General features: G+C 60.3%; 21 protein-coding genes. 3 read left to right on the top strand and 18 right to left on the bottom strand.

The genetic code is table 11. From position 1 onward, the window contains the following. Position 1 precedes the first annotated feature (1 nt). The 18 genes from fliE to KSS96_RS20605 all read right to left on the bottom strand — a co-directional run bounded on the left by fliE (position 2) and on the right by KSS96_RS20605 (position 21290). Positions 2-331 carry a flagellar hook-basal body complex protein FliE gene (gene fliE / locus KSS96_RS20520; RefSeq protein WP_015885194.1) on the bottom strand — a complete coding sequence of 110 codons (330 nt, stop codon included), beginning with the start codon at positions 329-331 and terminating at the stop codon, positions 2-4. Between the two features lie 530 nt (positions 332-861). After that, positions 862-2238, bottom strand: coding sequence for a sigma-54-dependent transcriptional regulator (locus KSS96_RS20525; protein WP_217855285.1), 1377 nt, complete (start codon positions 2236-2238; stop codon positions 862-864). Between the two features lie 6 nt (positions 2239-2244). Next, positions 2245-3456: a sensor histidine kinase gene (locus KSS96_RS20530; RefSeq protein WP_068938087.1), complete on the bottom strand. Its 1212-nt coding sequence runs from the start codon at positions 3454-3456 to the stop codon at positions 2245-2247. A gap of 110 nt (positions 3457-3566) precedes the next feature. Further along, entirely contained in the window at positions 3567-5042 is a 1476-nt protein-coding gene (locus KSS96_RS20535) for a sigma-54 dependent transcriptional regulator (protein ID WP_017527613.1), read from the bottom strand. A gap of 168 nt (positions 5043-5210) precedes the next feature. Then, complete coding sequence (fliT, locus tag KSS96_RS20540; RefSeq protein ID WP_017527612.1) at positions 5211-5507, bottom strand: flagellar protein FliT; 297 nt, start codon at positions 5505-5507, stop codon at positions 5211-5213. Between the two features lie 25 nt (positions 5508-5532). Further along, the gene (gene fliS, locus KSS96_RS20545; protein WP_017527611.1) at positions 5533-5922 is read right to left on the bottom strand and encodes a flagellar export chaperone FliS; all 390 of its coding nucleotides are present in this window, start codon (positions 5920-5922) and stop codon (positions 5533-5535) included. Between the two features lie 128 nt (positions 5923-6050). Further along, positions 6051-7418: a flagellar filament capping protein FliD gene (gene fliD, locus KSS96_RS20550; RefSeq protein WP_017527610.1), complete on the bottom strand. Its 1368-nt coding sequence runs from the start codon at positions 7416-7418 to the stop codon at positions 6051-6053. 83 nt (positions 7419-7501) lie between these two features. Beyond that, a complete protein-coding gene (locus KSS96_RS20555) occupies positions 7502-7849 on the bottom strand; it encodes a flagellar protein FlaG (RefSeq protein WP_017527609.1) in 348 nt (115 codons plus the stop codon). A gap of 77 nt (positions 7850-7926) precedes the next feature. Continuing rightward, a complete protein-coding gene (locus KSS96_RS20560; protein ID WP_135196173.1) occupies positions 7927-9627 on the bottom strand; it encodes a flagellin N-terminal helical domain-containing protein in 1701 nt (566 codons plus the stop codon). Positions 9628-9902: 275 nt separating this feature from the next. Continuing rightward, positions 9903-10832 (bottom strand): ketoacyl-ACP synthase III, encoded by a 930-nt coding sequence (locus tag KSS96_RS20565; RefSeq protein ID WP_065878075.1) that lies wholly within the window; start codon positions 10830-10832, stop codon positions 9903-9905. 279 nt (positions 10833-11111) lie between these two features. Continuing rightward, positions 11112-12704 carry a flagellar hook-associated protein 3 gene (locus KSS96_RS20570; RefSeq protein WP_017527606.1) on the bottom strand — a complete coding sequence of 531 codons (1593 nt, stop codon included), beginning with the start codon at positions 12702-12704 and terminating at the stop codon, positions 11112-11114. A gap of 14 nt (positions 12705-12718) precedes the next feature. Next, positions 12719-14764, bottom strand: coding sequence for a flagellar hook-associated protein FlgK (flgK, locus tag KSS96_RS20575; protein WP_068938085.1), 2046 nt, complete (start codon positions 14762-14764; stop codon positions 12719-12721). Between the two features lie 10 nt (positions 14765-14774). Next, complete coding sequence (flgJ, locus tag KSS96_RS20580; RefSeq protein WP_032883425.1) at positions 14775-16046, bottom strand: flagellar assembly peptidoglycan hydrolase FlgJ; 1272 nt, start codon at positions 16044-16046, stop codon at positions 14775-14777. A 4-nt stretch (positions 16047-16050) separates the two neighbouring features. Then, positions 16051-17139, bottom strand: coding sequence for a flagellar basal body P-ring protein FlgI (locus KSS96_RS20585; protein WP_032883431.1), 1089 nt, complete (start codon positions 17137-17139; stop codon positions 16051-16053). A gap of 27 nt (positions 17140-17166) precedes the next feature. After that, complete coding sequence (flgH, locus tag KSS96_RS20590) at positions 17167-17862, bottom strand: flagellar basal body L-ring protein FlgH (protein ID WP_010208725.1); 696 nt, start codon at positions 17860-17862, stop codon at positions 17167-17169. A 52-nt stretch (positions 17863-17914) separates the two neighbouring features. Beyond that, positions 17915-18700: a flagellar basal-body rod protein FlgG gene (gene flgG, locus KSS96_RS20595; RefSeq protein WP_017527602.1), complete on the bottom strand. Its 786-nt coding sequence runs from the start codon at positions 18698-18700 to the stop codon at positions 17915-17917. Between the two features lie 57 nt (positions 18701-18757). Further along, the gene (locus tag KSS96_RS20600; RefSeq protein ID WP_017527601.1) at positions 18758-19498 is read right to left on the bottom strand and encodes a flagellar basal body rod protein FlgF; all 741 of its coding nucleotides are present in this window, start codon (positions 19496-19498) and stop codon (positions 18758-18760) included. Positions 19499-19727: 229 nt separating this feature from the next. Continuing rightward, the gene (locus KSS96_RS20605; protein ID WP_017527600.1) at positions 19728-21290 is read right to left on the bottom strand and encodes a sigma-54-dependent phenylalanine hydroxylase transcriptional regulator PhhR; all 1563 of its coding nucleotides are present in this window, start codon (positions 21288-21290) and stop codon (positions 19728-19730) included. A 257-nt stretch (positions 21291-21547) separates the two neighbouring features. Between KSS96_RS20605 and phhA the strand changes: the two genes are divergently transcribed. The 3 genes from phhA (at position 21548) to KSS96_RS20620 (ending at position 23988) form a co-directional block, all read left to right on the top strand. Next, positions 21548-22339: a phenylalanine 4-monooxygenase gene (gene phhA, locus KSS96_RS20610; protein WP_217855286.1), complete on the top strand. Its 792-nt coding sequence runs from the start codon at positions 21548-21550 to the stop codon at positions 22337-22339. Between the two features lie 99 nt (positions 22340-22438). Beyond that, positions 22439-22795, top strand: coding sequence for a 4a-hydroxytetrahydrobiopterin dehydratase (locus KSS96_RS20615; protein ID WP_003192995.1), 357 nt, complete (start codon positions 22439-22441; stop codon positions 22793-22795). Continuing rightward, on the top strand, positions 22795-23988 hold the full coding sequence (locus KSS96_RS20620; protein WP_017527598.1) for an amino acid aminotransferase: 1194 nt from the start codon (positions 22795-22797) through the stop codon (positions 23986-23988). The genes KSS96_RS20615 and KSS96_RS20620 overlap by 1 nt, the downstream gene beginning before the upstream one ends. Positions 23989-24003: the final 15 nt, after the last annotated feature.

Here is a 24003-nt window from a genome sequence, read left to right on the forward strand (position 1 = left end):
CTTAAACCGGCATCTGCATGATGTCTTGATAGGCCTGAACCAGCTTGTTGCGCACTTGGGTCAGGGCCTGGAAGGAGACGCTGGCCTTTTGCGAGGCAACCATCACATCGGTAAGGTCCACGCCACTTTTGCCGATCTCGAACGCATTGGCCAACTGGCTGGAGGCTTGCTGGGTATCACTGACTTTGTTGATCGCCTGGCCGAGCATGTCGGCAAAGCTGCTTTGGCCCAATTCCGGCGCTGGCGCGACGGATTTCGGTTGAGCCATGGCATCCATCTGCATGGAGCGCATATCCAACATCAACCGATTGAACTCAATACCCTGGCTCATGACCTTTCTCTCTCCGACAACCCGTATTTTTTTGACGCTACGCCGTACTTACCTGGGGAGGTAGCAACAAGGGTGCCAGATTCCTATCAGCTCGTAAGAAAAGGCGACAAAGCTTGTCCAAATTGTTACCGGCTATAGGCATGGGTATCTACACGACTGCAGGCTGTTGCTCTGGCTTTTGATCTTGATCTAAGGCGCCCCGTCAAACACGCTGGGCGAACGCAGGTTCGGGCACACCGAGCCTAAGCGAGGGGCCGAGTGTTGGGGCAAGAGCCCTTTTGGTTACTTTTGGGGCTCTTTTCCAAAAGTGACCCGCTGTAAAAGCGGAACCAATAGCCGCCGTTACCGCAGAAACGGATATGTACTCGGTCAGATCCAAAAAATAGTCGCCTGACACGCCGCCATCGGGGGCAAGCCCCCTCCCACATTTTTAGTCGCGGGGCATCAGTTAGATAGTCGTCTGCGCCCGAACCGCCACAGGTTCAAACCCACGCCAACGTTGTGTAGAGACCAATGGCTATAGGGCGAAGTCAGGTGGCAAACAGATACGCCTCCACATCCATCCCGGCATCACGCATTTGCGCCAGCTTGTAGCGCAGGGTGCGCGGGCTGATACCCAGGCGTTCAGCCGCCTCTTTGCGGCGGCCGCGCTCGGCGCGCAGGGTGTCGATGATCATCTGGAACTCGCGACGGCGCAGGTCGTCGCCCAGGGCACCGACAGACTCCGCCTCGGCAACCACCGGCGCGGCGGCCAACGTGGGCAGCGGCGCGGCGCCGCTGCCCATGGCCAGGCAAAAATCCTGGGGCTGGATCAGGCCGCCCTGCTGCAGGATCAACGCACGCTGGATGGCGTTGTCCAGTTCACGCACGTTGCCGGGCCATGGGTAACCGACCAGGCACGCCTGGGCCTCGGCCGACAGCCGTGCCTGGGCGTGCTTCATTTTTTTGACGTGGTTATTCAGCAGGCGCTCGACCAGCGGGAGGATGTCCGCCGGACGCTCGCGCAGCGGGCGCCAGGCCAGCGGAAATACCGAGAGCCGGTAGAACAGGTCTTCACGGAAACGCCCCGCCGCCACTTCGCCGGCAAGGTCGCGGTTGGTGGTAGCGATCACCCGGATATCCAATTGGATCGGCTTGCGCGCGCCCACCCGCTCCACTTCGCGCTCCTGCAACACCCGCAGCAGCTTGGCTTGCAGGCCCAGGGGCATTTCCGAGATTTCATCGAGCAGCAGGGTGCCGCCGTCGGCCTGTTCGAACTTGCCCGCCTGGGACGCGATGGCACCGGTGAACGAGCCCTTTTCGTGACCGAACAACGTGGCTTCGAGCATGTTGTCGGGGATCGCCGCGCAGTTGATGGCGATAAACGGTTGCTTGGCGCGGGTCGATTGCTGGTGGATATACCGCGCCAGCACCTCTTTACCGGTACCCGACTCGCCGGAAATCAGCACCGTGGAATCACTGCGTGCGACACGGGCCGCCAGGTCGAGCAATTGCGCGCTGGCCGGCTCGAACGCAATCGGGCCTTCGCCTTCGCCGGCCGCGACCACGCCCAGGGCATGCCGCGCCACCAGTTCGATCAGCGCCTTGGGCTCGAACGGCTTGACTAAATAATCCGCCGCGCCTTGGCGCATGGCGTCCACCGCCCGCTCCACGGCACCGTGGGCGGTCATCAGCAACACCGGCAGTTGCGGCTGGCGCGCGCGCAGCAGGCCCAGCAACTGATGGCCGTCCATGCCGGGCATATTCACGTCGCTGACCACCAGGCTGAAGGCCTCTTGTTCCACCGCTTCCAAGGCGTCCTCGGCGGAACCGACCGCACGGTAGTCATGGCCCGCCAGCAGCAGCGTGTCAGCCAATGCTTCACGCAGGGCGCGATCATCTTCGACCAGTAGAACCTTGATAGCCATTTCCTTTTACTCCGCGCTTGCCGCGCATGAAAACAGCGGCAAGGTCATCAATGCACAAGTGCCACGCCCGACACGGGAACGCAGTTGCAATTCTCCCTGATGGGCACGCGCCACGGCCTTGACCACGGTCAGGCCCAGCCCGGTGCCGTTGGTCTTGGTGGTAAAAAAGGGTTCGCCGAGGCGTCGCAACACGGTCGGCTCAATGCCGCTGCCGTTGTCGCTGATGCACAGGCGCAGGGTTTGCTCGCGGTGGTACAGGTGCACCTTGAGCCGCACGCCGGGGCCGCTGGCCTGGATGGCGTTTTCGATCAGGTTGAGCAGCGAGCCCACCAGGGTGTCGCGGTTGCACAGCAACTCACCAAGGTGGCTGTCGCATTGCCAGCGCACGTGGGCATCCTGGATATGCGTGGAGGCCGCCGCTTGCAGGGCCTGCATCAACTGGCCGGGAGTGACGCGGTCGGTCAGCGGCAATTCGCCACGGGCGAACACCAGCATATCGCGCACCTGATGCTCCAACTCGTGCAGGCGCTCTTTGAGGCGCCCGGCAAAACGTTGGTGGGTGGCGGCGGGCAACTGCTCGTCGGTCAAATGGCTGGCATAGATCAACGCCGCCGACAATGGCGTGCGGATCTGATGGGCCAACGAAGCAACCATGCGTCCCAACGACGACAAACGCTCGTGGCGCGCCAGTTGGTCTTGCAGGTGACGGGTTTCAGTCAGGTCATTGAGCAGCACCAACTGACCGGGCTCGGCATCCAGAGAACGCGTGGCGATAGACAGGCGGCGCCCGTCCTTGAGGGAAATTTCGTGGCCGTCGTCTTCACGCGGCGCAAAGCAGCGGGTGATGACATGACGCCACAGCTCGCCTTCCAGCGGCAGGCCGAGCAGGTCGCAGGCTGCCGGGTTGGCTTCGCGCACGCGGCCCTGGTCGTCGATGACGATGACGCCACCGGGCAACAAATCCAGCAGGTTTTGCAAACGGTTGGCCAGGCGCTCTTTCTCGGCCAGCTCTTCCATGCGCTGGGCGCTGACCACCGCCAGTTCGCCCTTGAGCTCGGATACGCGGGCTTCCAGCAGGCTGTAGGAATCGCTCAGTTGGCTCGACATCTGGCTGAACTGCGAGAACGCGTGCTCAAGACCCTGCCGGGCCAGCGGTTCTACAGGCGGAACCAGCCCCTGGATGGCAGGGGCCGAAGGAAGTTGGGCGGCGTGGGGCATCATGCTCTCTCGCTTGGCTGACCGTCAGTTAAACGGAACGTTGCGAGGGCTGTAGCAATACCCGTGCCTAAAAAAAACCAGCTATAAATCAGTCAGTTGAAAAACAGGCGTCAATCATCCGCCTGTTCATCACCTTCGCGACGGCTCATACCGTACTTGCGCATCTTCTCCACCAGGGTGGTTCGGCGGATGCGCAAGCGCTCGGCGGCACGGGCGACGATGCCGTTGGCGTCGTCCAGGGCCTGCTGGATCAAGCCTTGTTCCAGGTTGCCGAGGTAGTCTTTGAGGTCCAGGCCTTCCGGCGGCAGCATGGCGGTGGACGCGAAGTCCGGCGCATGGCCGTTGATGGCCACTCGCTCTTCCATGTCGCTGCGCAGGCTGTCGACCATTTGCTCGTCTTCGTCGTCGACATAGCGGAATTTCTTCGGCAACTCGACCACGCCGATCACACCGTAGGGGTGCATGATCGCCATGCGCTCCACCAGGTTGGCCAGTTCACGGACGTTGCCCGGCCAGCCATGACGGCACAGGGACATGATCGCGGCGGAATTGAAGCGAATCGAGCCGCGTTTTTCGTGTTCCATGCGCGAGATCAATTCGTTCATCAGCAGCGGGATGTCTTCCACGCGCTCACGCAGCGGGGCCATCTCGATAGGGAAGACGTTGAGGCGGTAGTAAAGGTCTTCGCGGAAGCTGCCGACCTCGATCATGCTTTCGAGGTTCTTGTGGGTCGCGGCAATGATGCGCACGTCGACGCTCTGGGTCTTGTTGCTGCCCACGCGTTCGAACGTACGTTCCTGCAACACGCGCAGCAGCTTGACCTGCATCGGCAGCGGCATGTCGCCGATTTCGTCAAGGAACAGGGTGCCGCCGTTGGCCAGCTCGAAACGCCCGGCACGGCTGGTGATCGCCCCGGTAAAGGCGCCCTTCTCGTGGCCGAACAACTCACTTTCAAGCAACTCTGCCGGGATCGCCCCGCAGTTGACCGGCACAAACGGCCCGTCGCGACGCTTGGAATGGTAGTGCAGGTTGCGCGCGACCACTTCCTTGCCGGTGCCCGACTCGCCGAGGATCAGCACGCTGGCGTCGGTATCGGCCACTTGCTGCATCATCTGGCGCACGTGCTGGATGGCACGGCTGGTGCCGACCAGGCTGCGGAACAGGTTGGGTTCGCGGTGGCGACCGCGCTCGCGGGCCTGGTCGTACATCTCGCGATAGACCTGGGCACGGTGCAGGGAATCGAGCAATTTGCTGTAGCTGGGTGGCATTTCCAGGGTGGAAAGCACACGGCGGCGCTGGTCTTCCGGCAGCTCGACAGAAGAAATATCGCCGATCAGCAACACCGGAAGGAACTCATCCCAGGTAGACAGTGTCTTTAACAAGCCCAAAACAGCGCCAGGAGCATTTACCGTCCCGATCAGTACACAAATGACTTCACGGCTCGATGACAATGAGCTCGCAGCCTGCTGCCAATCATGGCTACCGCAGGGCAAATTTTCTTCGCCAAGAAAATTTAAAATCACCGCCAAGTCGCGGCGACGGACGCTATCGTCATCAATCAGCAGAATTTTGGTTTCACGCCACATGCAATAGCAACTTCCCTAGTAAAACTTCCTGCCCGGTGTAAGGGCAATCGAGACGGCTGTAGGACTTCGTACTCTATAGACGTCTGAACTCTGAAAACAGCACTAGTTAAGTCAAAAAAGCTGGCACGGTCAAATTTATGACGCGCCGGTTGGATTAACTGCGTCTGCTCAGCCGAAAAGATGGTAGACCTTTGACGCATTCTTCGCTTGGTTGATCTGCGACATCTCTTCAAAAATCGCCTGGCGCTCGCCCGTCGTCACCTCAAGCAACTGCTGGTAAACCGCCAACAGGCTCTCTAGCTTCTCGCGCAATGCAGCTTCGTCCACCGGTGGCTCACTGAGCACCTCATCAATCGCTGCGCGGCATCCCAGGTCCAACTCGCCAACGGCCTCCCAGTTGCGCTCAGCCAGCGCGCCGATCAGGGCTTCGCGGGTTTCGTCGATGCGTTGCAGTGCTTGGCTCATGATGCGTACCTCAAGGCGATCCGCCTTATTGTGGAGCGATGGCATCCCAGCCGGTCTTGACTGTGATCAGCAGACGGGCGACTTCGTCGATCATGTCGGCATCATTGACCTGATTAGCCTCTACCAAACGATTGCCCATGTAGTTATACAGCGCATCCAGACGCTGTATGGCTGCCGGATCTTCAGCTTTCTCCGGCTCCAGCCCATCGCGCAGGCCGGAAATAATTTCAATTGCCTTGCCCAGCATCAGCCCTTTTTGTGCAATATCACCGCGACTCAACGCCCCCTTGGCCTGCGCCATACGATCCAGACCGCCTTCCATCAGCATCTGCACCAGGCGATGCGGGCTGGCCTCGGAGACCTGAGCATGGGAATTGACCTTCTGGTACTGGCGAAGGGCTCTCATCGGGTTCATGTTGCTACCTCGTTACTGGCGACAATCGAATAGGTTTGCTTAACCAGTTTTTCGACCGTGGCGGCTAAAACTTTAATCCAGAACCACGCGCCAGGGCCCTGAAGCAGGGCCTGCCGGCGCACCGCCCATCAGCTCGACTTCGGATTATTCAGCGAGTTGAGGGTGGTCATGATGCTGGAGCTGCTGGAGTTGATCTGCGCGATCATGGTGTCCATGGCGGTGTACTTGGCCGTCAGGGATTTTTGCAAAGCATCCATACGCCGTGTCAGGTCGTCCGTCTCTTTGGTCAAGTCGGTCAACTTGTTATTCAGATCAGTGGCACGGGTCGCCAGGGTGCCCGTGGTGCCCACGTAGCTGCTGGTCGCCTTGTTCATGCGCGTGATCAAGCCAGTGTCGCCTGTGAACAGCTTGGCAATATCGCCAGCGCCCTTGACCACCGCCTTGTTCCACGCCGTATCGTCCAGGCTCAGCAGGCCGGTTTTCTGGTCAGTGGTGATCCCCATCTGCGCCAGGCTGGTCATGGTGCCCGCGCCGGAGCCGCTCACCAGTTCGGAACGCAGGCTGTTCACCAATTGACGCATCGAGGCATCGCCGGTCAACGCGCCTGCGGTGGTGGTCGAGGCGTCGCCGGTCGCGGTGACTTTGGTCTGGGTGTTGACGGCCGTCATCAGCGCGTTGTACGCGGTAACGAAGGACTGTACCGAGGTTTTCAGCGTGTCGGTGTTACTGGACACGGTGATAGTCGTCGGCTTGGCGATGTCGAATGTGTCCAACAGATCCAGGGTCACGCCACTGATGGCATTCGTGATCTTGTTGCTGGTGGATGACATGGCAACGCCATCAATGGAGTATTTGGCGTTAGTCGGCGCCGCACCCTTGTCATAACCGACAGCCAGTTGCGAGTCGCCTGTCAGGGTGATGTCGGTGCCTTCACCCATATTGGTCGAGGTCAACACGAGGCGCGCGCCGTTGGAGTCACTCAGCACGTTGGCGCTGATGCCCTGGGACGAGAACTGGGCATTGATGGACTCGCGCACCTGCTGCAAGGTCGCGCCGCCCGGAATCACCACGTCGTAGCTCTTGCCCGACTGGTTGATGGTCAGCGTCTGGTCTTCGTCCGTGCTGTTGGCCTTGCCCGATGCGCCGTCCGCATTGACGGCTGTAGTGACTTTCGAGGCCGTGGCTAGGCTGGCAATTTCCAATCGGTATTTGCCGCTGGACGCACCGTCAGTCAGGGTGACCTTAGCGTTTTTCTCTTCCGAAGAAGTCGCCGCCAGACCGTTGAAGGCCGAGGCATTGTTCAACTTGGTGATCGCCGCCTGGTAGGCTTCCAGCGCCGTCTTGACCGAACCAACCGCAGACAGCTGCACGGTGGCCTTTTTCTGCTCGCTGGTGATCTGAGCTTGCTTGGGTGCCTGTTCAGCCCCCACCAATGCCTTGACGATAGCCTGGGTGTCATAGCCCGAACCTGGGCCGGAAATCGTTGAACTAGCCATTTGCCATTCTCCTTGTTCTGCAGCGGCCGTTTTTTTGGCGCGAGCGCGCCCTGACCGCAATCAGAAACATGTTTCGTGCCAACTCAAGCCTTGCTGTCAAACAACAGGCTGCTGGCATCGCTCAGGTTCTGCGCCAACTTCAGCGCAGTTTCCGATGGAATCTGTCGAATTACTTCACCACTGTCAGTGGCGATCACCTTGACGACCACTTTGCCGGTGGAGTCATCGATGGAAAAATCCAGGTTGCGCTGTGAAGCCTGCACAAACTCACGTATATCGGTTACCGCTTTTTCCAGCGCAACGCGCTGTGGCTCTTCGCCTTGGACTGGCTCAATGCTGGCTGCAGGCTTGGCCTGAGCGACCACGGGTGTGGCGCTGGGCTGGACTGTGCCAGAGAGGTAAGGCGTGTTCAGCTTGATGCTCATGTCCATGTCACCACCTCCAAACTGAAAAAACGGAAGGGCACGTTGTTAAACGCACCCTCCCGTTATTTAACCGCTACCGCCTATTACTGAAGCAGCTTCAGAACAGAGGATGGCAGTTGGTTGGCCTGGGACAGGATCGCAGTGGAAGCCTGTTGCAGGGTTTGTTGCTTGGTCAGTTCAGCAGCTTCAGAAGCAAAGTCAGCGTCTTCTACGCGGCCTTTGGCAGCGGAGGAGTTCTGCGAAATGCTCTGCAGGTTGGCCACGGTGCTGGCGAAGCGGTTTTGTACGGCACCCAGCTGCGAACGCTGGCTGTCGATCTGCTGCATGGCGTCGTCCAGAGCCTGGATAGCCTGCTGCGAAGAAGCGGCAGTCAGGATGTTCAGGTCGGAAACGGTGGTTTCCATGGTCACAGCAGCCTTGGTGCCGGCAGCAGCGACAGTGGTCAGACCCAGTGCAGCCAGGCCAGTACCTGCGCTGCCGTCTTTAACGGTAATGTCTTTGTCAGCGAACAAGTTCAGAGTGCCGTCAGCGTTTTTGCTGGCTTGAACACCGGTGCTGGCGCTGTTGATCGAAGAAACGATCGCGTCAGCGGTATCGCCTTTCTTGAACTTGACTTCAACACCGTTGAGGCTGATCGAGGTATCTGCGGTCAACTTGGCCTGAGTAGTACCGGCGGACAGACCCAACTGCGACAGAGAACCGCTGGTGTTGTTGGCCAGCTTGATGTCAGCGCCCTGACCAGAGGTCACCTGGAAACGACCGTTGGTGAACGATGCAGTACCACCAGTACCGGCAGCGGTTGTCAGGCTTGTTACGACGCTGGCGATGGTAGCGTTCGCAGCCCAAGTCACGTTGTTGCCATTTACAGAAACCGAACCGGCAGCAGCCAGAGTGGTCGGGGTAGCGGCAGCGGTAGTACCAGCTGTCATGCCCAGAGCGGTAGGACCGGTAGCTGGGGTGGCACCAATGGTGATTGCACTGCTGGAAGACAGAGAGACAATGCCTGCAGCGGTTGTGCTTGCGGTAACGCCAGTGGTTGCTGTTTGTGCGTTGATAGCGGCGACAGCAGCGGTACCAGCAGCTGCACCAGCAGCAACTGCACCAGTGGCCAGAGTGATTGAAGTACCGTTAATGGTAATTGCATCACCAGCAGCAAGTGCAGTCGCAGCGGCGGAACCTGTAACAGTTGCCTTATCGCCAACAACCGAACCAGTAGCGGTAGCAGCTAGGCCAGTCATTGCAGCGCCGTTTACGGCAGCTTCTTTGTAGTTGCCTTTCAGAGCGGTAGAGCTGATATCGGTCATACCGAACGAGATAGTCTCGTTGGCGTTGGCGCCGATCTGGAATGCTACGTTGTTGAACGAGCCGTCCAGCAGGTTACGACCACCGAAGGTGGTGGTGCTGGCGATACGGTTCAGCTCGCCCACTTTAGCGGTGAATTCTTGCTGCAGGGAAACACGGTCAGCGTCGCTTTTATCACCGTTCGCCGCTTGCAGGGCGAGTTCACGCAGACGCTGCAGGGTGTTGGTGGATTCTTGCATCGCGCCTTCAGCGGTCTGGGCAATCGACACGCCGTTGTTGGCGTTGGAGATTGCAACGTTCAGGCCTTTGACCTGGTTGTTCAGACGGTTGGCGATCTGCATGCCGGCAGCGTCGTCTTTGGCGCTGTTGATTTTCAGGCCGGAGGACAGACGGTTCATCGACTGGCTCAGAGCGTCGGAAGCTTTGTTCAGGTTCTTCTGGACACCCAGGGAAGTGATGTTGGTGTTTACTGATAATGCCATGACGAAATCCTCGTTGATTGGATGCTGCGGCTTCCGGCCCTGGCAACCGCCGGGTGTGGCCTAGAGAACCTACGTAATAGTTATCGTCGTGGTAGCCGGTTGCTTGAGGGTTTTTTTGATTTTTTTTACTGGCGCGGTGCCACCCCTTGTAATTCAAGGGTTTAGACCCCCGCAAACACCCACTTTTACGGGCTTTTTTGGCGCCAAATAAAAAACGCCGATGATCTTTTGATCATCGGCGTTTGCTTTTGCGGTGAACGCGGTCTACGGCAGCCTCACGGACGATAAAGAATCGCCGACCCCCACGACAACCCCACACCAAAACCACTGACTGCCACGCGTTTCCAGGTGGCATCCATCACGTGCTTTTCCAGCAGCAACGGAATGCTCGACGACACGGTGTTACCGGTCTCGACCATGTCCTTGATGAACTTGTCCACCGGTGCATCTTCGAAACGGCGCGCCACGGCGTCGACAATCGCCGCGCTGCCCTGGTGAATACAGAACGCATCGATCTCATCGGCCTTGAGGTCAGACTCGTTGAGCAGCTCGTGCAGATGCGCCGGCACCTTGAGCAAGGCGAAGTTGAAGACCTGGCGGCCGTTCATGAAGAACACGCCGTCGCTGACCTTCAAGTGCGGCGCGCCTGAACCGTCGGTGCCGAACTTGGCCTTGCCGAGCTGCCAGAAGGCGTCTTCGCCCATCCAGGTGGCGGTGGCGGCATCGCCAAACAGCATAGTGGTGTTGCGGTCTTCCGGGTCGACGATCTTGGAGTACGGGTCGGCGGTGACCAGCAGGCCGTTTTTCAGGCCGGCGGCTTCCATGAAGCCCTTCATCGCGTAGATGCCGTAGACATAACCGGAGCAGCCCAGGGAAATATCAAACGCGGCAACGTGGGTCGGCAGGCCCAGTTTGTCCTGGACGATGGCCGCTGTGTGGGGCAAGCCCTCTTCATCACCGTTCTGGGTGACGACGATCAGCGCGTCAATCGATTCGCGCTTCAAATCCGGGTTGTTGGCAAACAAAGCGTTGACCGCCTCGACACACAGATCGGAGGTTTCCTGCGCAGCTGCCTTGCGCGGCAGGAACGCGGAACCGATCTTGCCGATGATGAATTCTTCATCCTTGGCGAATTTGGCACCCTGGGCGTAGTTATCGATCCCGTCTACCGGCACGTAACTGGCGATGCTTTTTATGCCAATCATTGTGGCTTCCCAATACTAAATAGCTGGAGAACACCCCTCGGGCTACGCCTGGAGTGCTGACAATAAAGGGGATAACCCCGTAACAATCTCACTGAAAGCCGCCCCGCAAGGACCCTGTGACGACTTATCCTTTTCACACGATACAGTGAAGATGCGCTTTATGACTCACAGGTCACCTAATTGTGTGTGGTTTATGCAAAACCTTCAAACAATTAAGCCGCGAAAACGACAATGGCCCAGCCTGTTTCCAGGCTGGGCCATTGCATGACAGAGCGCCGATCACATCTTGTTGAACAGGCTCAACTGCGAGATTTTCACGAACGCCAGCTGCGACGCCTGCAGCATGGTTTGTTGCAGGCTGAGGTTGATGGCGGCTTCGGCGAAGTCGACATTGCCCAACGAATTCATGGTGGTGGTGTTGGCCAGGCTGAGGCTGGTGTTTTCCTGCACCTGAATATCCAGGGTATTGAGGCGCGCACCGATGCCCCCGCGGATCTGGTCGACCTGACTGTAGGCATTGGTCAGGTTACCGATGGACCTGGCCACCACATCCTTGAGTTCCTTTTGCGCTGCCGGGTTGCCATCCGACGGTGTCTCCAGGGTTTTACGCAGACGCCCCAGGGTATCGAGCACATTTTCATTCTTGTTGCTGGTGGCACCGACCAGGAACTGGTCACCGTCTTGCGGGTCGGCACTCACGCCCAGCGTGACGCCCGCCACTGTGATTGAGGTGGCACCGGCGGCGAGTGTATCGCTGGCAATCGCTTTGCTGTCGGCAGTGTATGGCTGGGCATAGACACTGTAAGCCCCCGCCGCGCCAAACTTGACCACCATGCCGGAGTTGGGAAAGGTACTCGAATAGGCCGCCGGATCGGTCACTGCGCCGCCCGTCAACTGCGCCGTGCTCGGGTTGCTCGGCGTACGGGATACGCTGAACGAGTCTGGCTTGATCGAGAGGCTGAACTCACGTCCCGCGACCACGGCGTCCGACGGCGCGCCCGGCAATACGCCTTTGCCCAGGTTCAAGCCGATATCGAACTTGACCCCACGCAGGTTGATGGTGGAAGCCCCTTCCTTGGTGGAATCGAAGGTGCCATTGCCCGGGATCTCGGCGGTGATGTCCTGGCCGGCGGCGTCCTGGACGGTGTACTGCGTACTGCTGACAAACGTCAGCTTATACGGTTGGCCGTCGGCAAATTTAACGCTGGTGGTGCCTGAAGCGATCAGGCCCGCCGACACGGTGACTTTACCGTCATCCACATCCACAAGCGGGTTCGGCAGCACGCGCGTGGCTTGCGTACGCCCGGTGTTGGCGGCCGTCTCAAGCATGCTCTTGGCGGTATCACCCATCGAAATCGACAAGTTCTCTGCCACTTTCAGGGTCAGCGGAGTGTCGTCGCCCTTATACGTGTAGGTGCCGTCGTTGTTGCGCGAATACGGCGGGGTATCGGTCTTGCTTCCGGAAAACAGGTAATTGCCGCTGGCGTCCTTGGTGTTGAGCAGGCCCATGATCTGGTCTTCAAGGGAACCGACCTCAGCTGCAATCGACTTGCGGTCGGCGTCACTGATACCCACGTTACCCGCCTTCAGGGCCAACTCACTGGCCTTCTGCACAGCGATATTGATGTTTTCCAGCACGCTGTCTTCGGTACTCAATGAATTTTTCAGCGTGTCGATATTGCCATTGAACTGCGCCAGCATATCTTTCTGCTGTTGCAGCATCAGCAACCGCGCCGCCGCCACCGGATCATCCGCCGCCGTTTGCACGCGCACGCCGCTGCTGGCCTGATCCTGGGCCTTCACCACGCTGGAATAATTCTGCTGGTAGTTGGCGGAGCTGGTTTCGAAATATTGCTGTGTAGAAATACGCATCTTCCCAGGCTCCCTCAAAGGCTATTGATCAATGTGGTGAAGGTTTCTTGCGCAGCCTTAATGATCTGTGACGATGCGGTGTAGTACTGCTGGAACTTGATCATGTCGCCCGCCTCGTCATCCAGGTTGACCCCGGACACCGAGTTACGCGCGGCTTTGTTGGCTGCCAGCAACGCCCCTGTCGCGGAAACATCAACGCCAGACTGGTTCGCCTTGGCACCCACCTGGGAAACCAGGCGGCTGTTGGCGCCGGTCAGGCTCACCCCCACGTTACCGTCGCCCAGGCCGACCGTGGCCTTGGTCTGCAGATCGAGCAACTGCTGAGCGTTACGGCCATCGGATTTGCCGCCACTGTTGAACGAAAAGGTCGTGCTGTCACCACCCGCCGGCGAACCGTTGATGGTGGTGTCGAATTTGAAACCGGACCCCGGGATCACGGCGCCAGTGGCGTCCAGTTCGGGCACATTCACGGTGATCTTGTTGCCCTGCCCCGGAATGATGGTGCCGGTACCCAGCGGTTTGCCCTGGGCATTGCTGATCGTGTACGACTGCGTGCCATCCGCCGCCGGCTTGTCGAAGACCATTTTTACCGGCATCAGCGCTTTGATATCCGTACGCAACTGCGCAGTCGCAGCGCCCCCGTGGATATCCAGCGGCACGGTCAACGACGGCTGGGTAAACGTGCCCGTGCCAGCGTTGGTCTTGCCACTTTCGCCAATCAGCGGCCCGGCAAACGCGAGCTTGTTGGCATCGACCATATCCACTCCGATGGCGCTGGCCCCGGTGGCGGTTGGACTGACCTTGAAGCTGTCCGGGTAGCTCATGGTGCCCTTACCATCGAGCGCCAGAGTGAAGCCGTCCATCGGCACCTGGTTCGCGGCCGTGATGTCGAAGGTGCCCATGGCCTTACCGTCGGAGCGCAGCACCGTCACCATGTTCGGGTTGGCCTGGTCGCTGAAGGTGACCTTGTAGTCGAATGTCGTGAGCTTACTGCTGTCGGTGATCGTCACGTTCAGGTTGCTTGCCGTCGCGCTGTTACCCGACGCGCCCTGGCTGCGTGAAGCGATGGCCGTGGCACTGTTGATGTCCTTGAACAGCGAGGTGCCGAATTCACCGTTCAGGTCCAGGCCCTGGCCCAGCTGATTGTTGACGGTGTCCGCGGTGGCCACGGCCAGACGGCCCAGCTCATTGATGGCGGGCATCAACGCATCGCTGCGATAACGCAACAGGCCACCAATGCTGCCGCCGGTGACGACCGAACCGAGGTCCAGGGTGGTGCCGCTGACATTCAACTGAATGGTGTATTGGCTGTTATCGCTTTTGCTCGGCACCGCCGAAATAGTGTTGGAAATACCGCCTTCCACCAGCGACTGCCCGGTACCGGTGTTAATGCTGAACTGGCCGTTCTTTTCCGTCGCCGTCACGCCGATCAGCTCGTTGAGCGCACGCACGGCCTCGTTGCGCGAGTCCAGCAGGTTAGCCGGTGGGCTGCTGGCCGAACCCTGGGCCTGTTTGATCTGCTTGTTGAGCGAAGCGATCGAAGACGTCAGTTGGTTGACCTGATCGCTCATCGTGCTCAACTGGCTATTGATGGTTTCTTTTTGCTGGGTCAGTTGCGTCGACAGCGAGTTGAAGCGATTGGTCAGGGTCTGGGCATTGGCAACCAGCAACTGCCGGGCCGAAAGATCATTGGGGTTCGAAGACGCCGTCTGCAACGTTGCGAAAAACGTGCTGAGGACCGACGACATGCCCGTGGTGCGATCCGACAACAGCTTGTCCACGCTGCTGACCTGACCCAGGTACGCATTGGCATCGGCACTCAGCGAGGTACTGTTCTGATACGCGGCATCGAGGTACTCGTTGTACACCCGGCGCACATCCGCCAGGGTCGTACCGCTGCCGATAAACACACCGCCGAACTGGTTCGACGCATTGGCGGTCTGACTGCTCTGCTGGCGCGAATAGCCCGGCGTATTAACGTTGGCGATGTTGTTACTCAAGACCGACAACGATCCTTGAGCGGCGTTAAGACCCGACATCCCGATATTGAGCAAACTCATGGTTCAGACCTTATAAATGAGTGGTCGCGCCAGCGGCAGCGTAATTCTGGTAACTGTTCATCGTTTTTGCGATCTGCGAAATCTTGCTGGCGTAGGCCGGGTCGGTGGCGTAACCGGCTTTTTGCAACTCGCGCACAAACTGTTCCGGGTTGTCGGCCGACTTCAGTACTTCTTTATAGCGATCATTGCTTTGCAGCAAAGTCACCAGGTCATGGAAGCTGTCCTGGTAGGAGTCGTAGGAGCGGAACTGCGCCGTTTCCTTGACCATCGCCCCATCACGAAACTCGCTGGTAATCGCACGTGCCTGGCCGCCCTGCCAGCTCTGGCCGGCCTTGATGCCGAACAGGTTGTGGCTGCTGCTGCCGTCCTCGGCGCGCATCACCGATTTGCCCCAACCGGTCTCCAGGGCGGCCTGGGCCACCAGGTACTTCGGATCGACACCGATGCGCGCAGCGGCCGCCTTGGCCATCGGCAACATGGTGGCGACGAATTCATCCTGTGAACTGAACGCCTTTTTCGCCGGCGCCAATGGCGGCTGGGCCACGGCGCGGCTGTAGATCTGCATGCGGTCGCTGGGCACGGCAAAGCTGCGCGCGGCGCTGTTGACCACGTTGTCTTGCAAGGCGCTGTTACGCAGCGGCGCGGCCTTGGCCTCGCTGGCGGCCTGGGTGGTCGGCACGATGCCGGCGAGCAGGCGATCGGTCAGCTTGCTCGGCAAGGCGATACGGCGCTGGTTCATCAGCTCCATGTCGTTGCTGTGGGCAGCAGCGGCACCGGCCTGGGGCTCGGCTACGCGGTAAGCCCACAGCGGGCGCTGACCATTGGAGCGGCCCAGCGGCCCGGTGGCCTGGGTGCCGGCGGCAATTTCGGTCGGCACATCGGCTTTTTTCGCAGGCTCGGCAGCCGCCGGGCCCTGCAAGGTGGCCGCCTGGGCGTCCACCGGTTTGTTCTTCTGCATCTGGCGCATCAGCACGTCGGCCAGGCCGATACCGCCGCCTTCGCGGGACATCGACACGGCCAATTGCTGGTCGTACATCTCCTGATACTGCTTGGCGGCCGGGGTGTTCATCGGGTTGTCCTTGCCCAACACCTCGGTGGCCGAGCGCATCGACTTGAGCATCTCGTTGAGAAACAGCGACTCGAACTCCTGCGCCACCTTGCGCATGTTGCCTTCGCTGTTCTTGTCGTCACCGACCTTGAGCTGGTTAAGCCGGTTCAGGTCGGAGTAAGACCCCGAGTCCGCCGTGCTGGTAAGACCGCTCTTGCGCATATCCATGACCATGGCCTCAGATCACGATCAGGTCGGCTTGAAGGGCGCCGGCCTGTTTCAAGGCTTCGAGGATCGCCATCAAGTCGCCGGGGGCTGCGCCCACCTGGTTCACCGCGCGGACAATTTCATCCAGGGTGGTACCGGGGCCGAACTTGAACATCGGCTTGGCTTCTTGCTGGGCATTGACCCGCGAGCGTGGCACCACGGCAGTCTGGCCATTGGACAGCGGCCCGGGCTGGCTGACGATCGGGTCTTCGGTGATGGTCACGGTCAGGCTGCCGTGGGTCACCGCGGCCGGCGACACCTTGACGTTCTGGCCGATCACGATGGTGCCGGTACGCGAGTTGATGATGACTTTGGCCACGGCCTGGCCCGGGTCGACTTCGAGGTTTTCCAGGATCGACAGGTAATCCACGCGCTGGCTTGGGTCCAGCGGCGCGGTTACACGGATCGAGCCGCCATCGATGGCCTGGGCCACGCCAGGGCCGAGCATATCGTTGATCTTGTCGACCACGCGCTTGGCGGTGGTGAAGTCGGAGCGGTTGAGGTTCAGGGTCAGGCTATTGCCCTGGTTGAAACCGCTGGGCACGGTACGTTCCACCGTGGCGCCGCCGGGAATACGACCGGCCGACGGCACGTTGACGGTGATCTTCGAACCGTCACGGCCCTCGGCGTCAAACCCGCCCACCACCAGGTTGCCCTGGGCGATGGCGTAGACGTTGCCGTCGATACCTTTGAGCGGCGTCATCAGCAAGGTGCCACCACGCAGGCTTTTCGAGTTACCGATGGACGACACGGTAATGTCCACCGCCTGGCCCGGCTTTGAAAACGCCGGTAATTCGGCGCTGATGGACACTGCCGCGACGTTCTTGAGTTGCACGTTGCCCGAGCCCGCCGGCACCTTGATGCCGAACTGCGAGAGCATGTTGTTGAAGGTCTGCAGGGTGAACGGGGTCTGAGTGGTCTGGTCACCCGTACCGTTGAGCCCTACCACCAGGCCGTAGCCGATCAACTGGTTGGACCGCACGCCGGAGATGCTGGCGATGTCTTTCAGGCGCTCGGCCTGGGCGACAGCGCTCAACGAGAGCAGGAGTGCGGCCGCCATCAGCTGTTTGAGTTTCAAAGTGGCCACCTAGAAAGGGAACAGCGGGCTAAGGAAGAAACGGTCGAACCAGCCCGGCTGGCTTGCATCAGCGAACGCGCCGGTGCCGGAATAGGTAATGCGTGCATCGGCAATCCGCGTGGACGGCACGGTGTTGTCGGTGGAGATGTCATCGGCGCGCACCATGCCGGCGATGCGTACCAGCTCGTCACCGGTGTTGAGGGTCATCCACTTCTCACCGCGCACGGCGATGATGCCGTTGGGCAATACATCGGCCACGGTCACGGTGATCGAACCGGTCAGGCTGTTGCCCTGCCCTGCCGCGCTCTTGCCGTTGGTGGCACGGTCGCCGCTGTAGCCGGCGCTCAGGCTCAGGTCGCCATCGCCCAACGGGTTATTGACGTTGGGCACCGCGCCGAACAACGAGGTCAGGCCAATGCCCGCCTTGCTGGTTTTACCCACCTGGGAGTTGGCGTTCTTGCTCGCCTGGGTGCGCTCGTTGAGGGTGATGGTGATGATGTCACCGACCCGGAACGCCTTGCGGTCGCTGTACAGGTTCTGTTCGAAACCGGCCTGGTAGATCGAGCCATTGTTGGCCGCCGCCGGCAACGGCGTGCGCGGCAACACCGGCGCGTAGTACGGGTCATTGGGTTTTGGCGTCGGGGCGACGCAGCCCGCGAGCACGGCAATCCCACTCAATGCCAGAACGGAAACATAGCGATTCATGACCCTACCTCACGGTGTTGCAGGCGCCCTCAAGAGCGCCCCATAGACTTGATTACAGATTCTGCGTTACGAACGAAAGCATCTGGTCGGCGGTGGAGATCACCTTGGAGTTCATCTCGTAGGCGCGCTGAGTGGTGATCATGTTGACCATCTCTTCAACGGTGCTCACGTTGGACGTTTCCAGGGTGCTTTGCAGCGTGGTACCGAAACCGTTCAGGCCAGGGGTGCCGATTTGCGGCGCGCCGCTGGAGGCGGTTTCCAGGAACAGGTTGTTGCCCATCGCCTGCAGGCCGGCCGGGTTGATGAAGTCGGCGGTTTGCAGGTTGCCGATCACTTGCGACGCCGGGTTGCCGGCCACGGTGATCGACACGGTGCCGTCGTTGCCGACAGTGAAGGTCTTGGCATCGGCCGGCACGATCACGGCCGGTTCCAGGGAGAACCCGTTGGCGGTGACGATCTGGCCATTGGAGTCCAGGTGGAAGGTACCGTCACGGGTGTAGGACGTGGTGCCATCCGGTTGCAGGATCTGGAAGAAACCACGGCCGTTGATGGCCATGTCCAGCGGCTGGCCGGTCTGCTGCAGGTTGCCGGCGCTGAAGTTTTTCTGGGTGCCGACAATTGCCACACCTGTACCCAATTGCAGGCCCGACGGCAGTTCGCTGTCCTGGGTCGACTGGGCGCCAGGCTGCTTCTTGATCTGATAGAGCAGGTCCTGGAATTCGGCGCGGTCACGTTTGAAACCCGTGGTCGACACGTTGGCCAGGTTGTTGGAAATGGTGGTCAGGTTGGTGTCCTGGGCGGACAGGCCTGTTTTGGCAACCCATAGAGCCGGAAGCATGCTGTTCTCCTCTGTGCGCCTGTTTGTTGGCGCCGTGCTGCGAAATTAGTGAATGACTTAGCTCATCTGCATGACGCGAGTCATGGCCTGGTCGTCTTCCTTGGCGCTGTTCATCATCTTGATGTGCAGCTCGAATTGCTTGGAGAGCGCCAATACCGCCGTCATTTCTTCCACAGCATTGACGTTGCTCGCCTGCAGGAAACCCGAGGTCAGCTTGACGCTCGCATCGACCACGGCCGGCTGGCCATCCTTGGTGTGGATGGTGCCATCGAGGCCCTTGTTCATGTTCTTGAGGTCCGGCTGGACCAGCTTGATGCGGTCTACCTCGGCCATCACGCGCGGGCCTTCGCCCATGGCGCGAATGCTGATGGTGCCGTCGGCGCCCACTTCAATCTTCTGCTGCGGCGGTACGGCAATCGGCCCACCGTTGCCCATGATCGGCATGCCGTTACCGGCACGCAGCACGCCCAATGCATCGACGTTCATGCTGGCGCTGCGCACGTAGGCTTCGCCGCCATCCGGGGTTTGCACGGCCATCCAGCCATCACCATTGACGGCCACGTCCAGGTCACGACCGGTTTCGATCATCGCGCCAGGGCTGAAATCGGTGGCTGGGCGTTCGGTCATGGCAAACGCCCGCGCCGGAAAGCTGTCACCGAACACCGGCATCGAACGCGCCTGTTCCAGGTCACGCTGAAAACCGTTGGTGGAAATGTTCGCCAAGTTGTTGGCATGGGCCTTCTGCGCCAGTGCATTCTGGCTGGCGCCGGTCATTGCCACATAAAGGTACTTGTCCACACTCTTTCCTCTTTCTGACGCAGGCTTGCCGCCTACCGCTGTACTGAGGAGGCTTAAGCAATTTGCGAACCAACTTTTCAAAAGAGGACGAAGCCCAGCAACCACGGGGGCTTGCGCAAAGGCATTAAAAAATATGGAGGGAGGGATAGTCGAAAAAACGGCGGACTACTGCCGCTTACGGCAACGGCGCAGATCAATGTGAGAGGGTGTAGCCCCCTCCCACCTTGGGTTATTTGTCGGCCTTGAGAATCTCGTAATCGCGCAGTTTGTTGGCGATGGTGGTATGCGACACGCCCAGTCGCTTGCCCAATTGCCGACTGCTGGGGTGCTCGGCATACAAACTTTCCAGCACCGCCTTCTCGAAGCGCCCGACAATCGCCTCCAAGCCGCCCTCCAGGGAAAAATCGCCAAGCGGCTGACGCACGCCATAGTCCGGCAGGCGAATATGCTCAGCCTTGACCGTCCCGCCCTCGCACAACGACACCGCCTGGAACAGCACGTTTTCCAACTGCCGCACATTGCCCGGCCAGTGGTAGTGGCTGAGCTTGTCCATCGCGGCAGGCGCCAACCTGGGCAGCGGGCAGCCGATCTGCCGACTGGCCTGATCGAGAAAGTGCTCGACCAACGGCGCCAGGCCATCGAGGCATTCGCGCAGTGGCGGAATATGCAATGACAGCACGTTGAGGCGGTGATAGAGGTCCTGGCGGAATTCGCCACGGGCGCACAGTTCGGACAAATCGACCTGGGTCGCGCAGATCACCCGCACATCCAGGTACACCTCCTCATCGCTGCCGACCCGTCGGAAGCAGCCGTCCTGCAGAAAGCGCAGCAATTTCACCTGCAGGCGCGCGCTCATTTCCCCGACGCCATCCAGAAACAACGTACCGCCCGCCGTCAGTTCCAACAGCCCCAACTTGCCCTCGGCCCGCGCGCCTTCAAACGCGCCAGGTCCATAGCCGAACAGCTCGGTCTCGGCCATCGATTCGGGCAAACCGGCGCAGTTCAACGCCATCAGCGGCGATTGGCCACGCGGGCTGGCCAGGTGACAGGCGCGCGCCAGCAGCTCTTTGCCGGTGCCGGTTTCGCCTTCTATTAATAGAGGCGCGTCCAGCGGTGCCATGCGCCGGGCTTCACGCACCACCGCCGCCATGACTCTGGAACTTTGGAAAATGCTGTCAAAGCCGCGCAGCTCCTGCTTGCGCACGTTGTAGATGCGCTCCCCCACACGGTCGGCGCGGTGCAGGGTCAGCACGGCGCCGGCCATGGCTTCGCTGTCATCGTGCTCGGACGATTGCAGCGGCGCGATATCCGCCAGGAACACGTCGCCCTTGACCTTGACCCGCAGGCCGTTGATCCGCGATTTGCTCGCACGCACCAACTCCGGCAGGTCGAAATCCTCGGCATAGCGCGACAGCGGAATGCCCGGCACCTCGTCCACCCGCACACCGAGCAACTGCGCCGCCGCACGGTTGGCGGCGACGATGGAGCCGCCCATATCGATGGACAGCACCGGGAACTCCAGGGCGCCGAGCAACGCGTTGAGTTCCATGTGTCGACGCTCGCTGGGCATCAGCCCTACCCTTTTCACGCCAAACACCCCGGCAATCGCTTCGAACTGCGGGCGCAGTGCCTGGAACTGCATGTTCACCAGGTTCGGGCAAAACAAATAGATGGCATTGCCATGTTCCCCGCCGACCTCGCCCTTGGCGACGTTGACGCCGTACTCCACCAGCAGGTTGAGAATGTCCCGCAGGATGCCGATGCGGTTCTGGCAGTGCACTTTGATACGCATGAAGAGGCCCGAACAATGGGTAGGCGCCGCGTCTTTTTGTCGCTGGGCGCAGATAGTCGTCAAGATTATGTTACAGCCTGTGAGCTTTTCACAGCCCGGCGCGGCGATGGGCTACAGAAACGTAACGAATACTTTACGAAAAGCCGCGTCTTTTCCTACAAGAACACCGCGCAGGCGGGTGGAATCCTGCCCTTCACGGGTTATCAATAGGTACATCGCAGGACATAACAAGAACGAATGCCTAGCAGGAGAACCGTATGAAGCAGACGCACTACGTGGCCCGCGAGCCCGATGCGCAAGGTTTTATCCACTACCCGCCGGAAGAACACGCGGTGTGGAACACCCTGATCACACGTCAGTTGAAAGTGATCGAGGGTCGCGCCTGCCAGGAATACCTGGACGGCATCGACAAGCTCGGCCTGCCGCTGGACCGCATCCCCCAGTTGGGCGAAATCAACGCCGTGCTGGCCGAAACCACCGGCTGGCAAGTCGCACGGGTACCGGCGTTGATTCCCTTCCAGACTTTTTTCGAATTGCTCGCCAGCAAGCAGTTTCCGGTGGCGACCTTTATTCGTACCCGTGAAGAACTGGACTACCTGCAAGAGCCGGATATTTTCCACGAGATCTTCGGCCACTGCCCCCTGCTGACCAACCCCTGGTTCGCTGAATTCACCCACACCTACGGCAAACTCGGCCTGGCGGCCACCAAGGAGCAGCGGGTGTACCTGGCGCGCCTGTACTGGATGACCATCGAGTTCGGCCTGGTGGACACTCCCCAGGGTCGACGCATCTACGGCGGCGGGATCCTGTCGTCGCCCAAGGAGACGGTGTACAGCCTGTCCTCCGAGCCCGAGCACCAGGCCTTCGACCCGCTGGAGGCGATGCGCACGCCGTATCGCATCGACATCCTGCAACCGCTCTATTTTGTGCTGCCCGAGCTCAAGCGCCTGTTCGAGGTAGCCCAGGAAGACATCATGGGCATGGTCGAACGCGGCATGCAGCTGGGTCTGCACGCCCCCAAGTTCCCGCCCAAACCCAAAGCCGCGTGAACCACGATTTTTATGGCCAGGTGAGCCTTTTCCCTGGCCCCGCGTTGCTTTAGGGTGACGCTCACTGATCTTCAATCATTCGAATTCAGGACACCGCACATGACCACCTTGAACCAAGCCCACTGCGAAGCCTGCCGCGCCGATGCCCCACAGGTCAGCGATGAAGAACTGCCGGTACTGATCAAGCAGATCCCCGACTGGAACATCGAAGTACGCGACGGTGTGATGCAGCTGGAAAAAGTCTTCCTGTTCAAGAACTTCAAGTTTGCCCTGGCCTTTACCAACGCCATGGGTGAAATCTCCGAAGCCGAAGGCCATCACCCAGGCCTGCTCACCGAGTGGGGCAAAGTCACCGTGACCTGGTGGAGCCACTCGATCAAGGGCCTGCACCGCAACGACTTCATCATGGCCGCGCGCACCGACGAAGTGGCCAAGACCGCCGAGGGCCGCAAGTAATGCATTTCGATGCCATTGGCCGCGTACCCGGCGACCCGATCCTGGGGCTGATGGACCTGTACGCCCAGGATCCCAACCCGAACAAGTTCGATCTGGGCGTGGGCGTGTACAAGGACGACCAGGGCCTGACGCCGATTCCCCCTTCGGTGAAGCTGGCGGAGCAGCGCCTGGTGGAGCGGCAAACCACCAAGACCTACATCGGCGGCCACGGCGATGCAGCCTTCGGCGCGTTGATCAGCGAACTGGTGCTCGGTGCCGATTGCGCGCTGATTCGCGACCGCCGTGCCGGCGCCACCCAGACGCCTGGCGGCACCGGCGCCCTGCGCCTGAGCGCCGACTTTATCGCCCACAGCCTGCCCGGCCGGGGCGTGTGGCTGAGCAACCCGACCTGGCCGATCCACGAAACCATCTTCGCCAAGGCCGGCCTCAAGGTCAGCCACTACCCCTACGTAGGCGCGGACAACCGCCTGGATGTAGCCGCGATGCTGGCAACATTGGCCCGCGTACCCGAGGGTGATGTGGTGCTGCTGCATGCCTGTTGCCACAACCCCACCGGTTTCGACCTGTCCCGGGATGACTGGCGCCAAGTGCTGCAGATCGTGCGCGAGCGCCAGTTGCTGCCGCTGATCGACTTTGCCTACCAGGGTTTCGGCGATGGCCTGGAGCAAGACGCCTGGGCCGTGCGATTGTTTGCCGCCGAACTGCCGGAAGTGCTGGTCACCAGTTCTTGCTCGAAGAACTTCGGCCTGTACCGCGACCGGGTCGGCGCGCTGATCGTGTGCGCCGCGGATGCCGAGAAGCTGACGGATGTACGCAGCCAACTGGCGAATATCGCGCGCAACCTGTGGTCGACGCCGCCGGATCATGGCGCGGCCGTGGTCGCGACCATCCTCGGTGATGCCCAGTTGAAAAAGCAGTGGAGCGACGAGGTCGAAGCCATGCGTTCACGGATCGCGCAGTTGCGTTCCGGGCTGGTGGAGGCGCTCGCGCCCCATGGGCTGGCCGAGCGGTTTGCGCATATTGGCGCGCAACGCGGGATGTTTTCCTACACCGGTTTGAACGCCGAGCAGGTCAAGCAACTGCGCGAGAAGCACAGTGTGTATATGGTCAGTTCGGGCCGGGCCAACGTGGCCGGGGCGGATGCAACGCGGTTGGCGCTATTGGCCGAAGCGATCGCCGACGTCTGCAACTGAACAAACCGGTTCAAA

This window comes from Pseudomonas asgharzadehiana (assembly GCF_019139815.1).
GTDB classification, from domain to species: domain Bacteria; phylum Pseudomonadota; class Gammaproteobacteria; order Pseudomonadales; family Pseudomonadaceae; genus Aquipseudomonas; species Aquipseudomonas asgharzadehiana.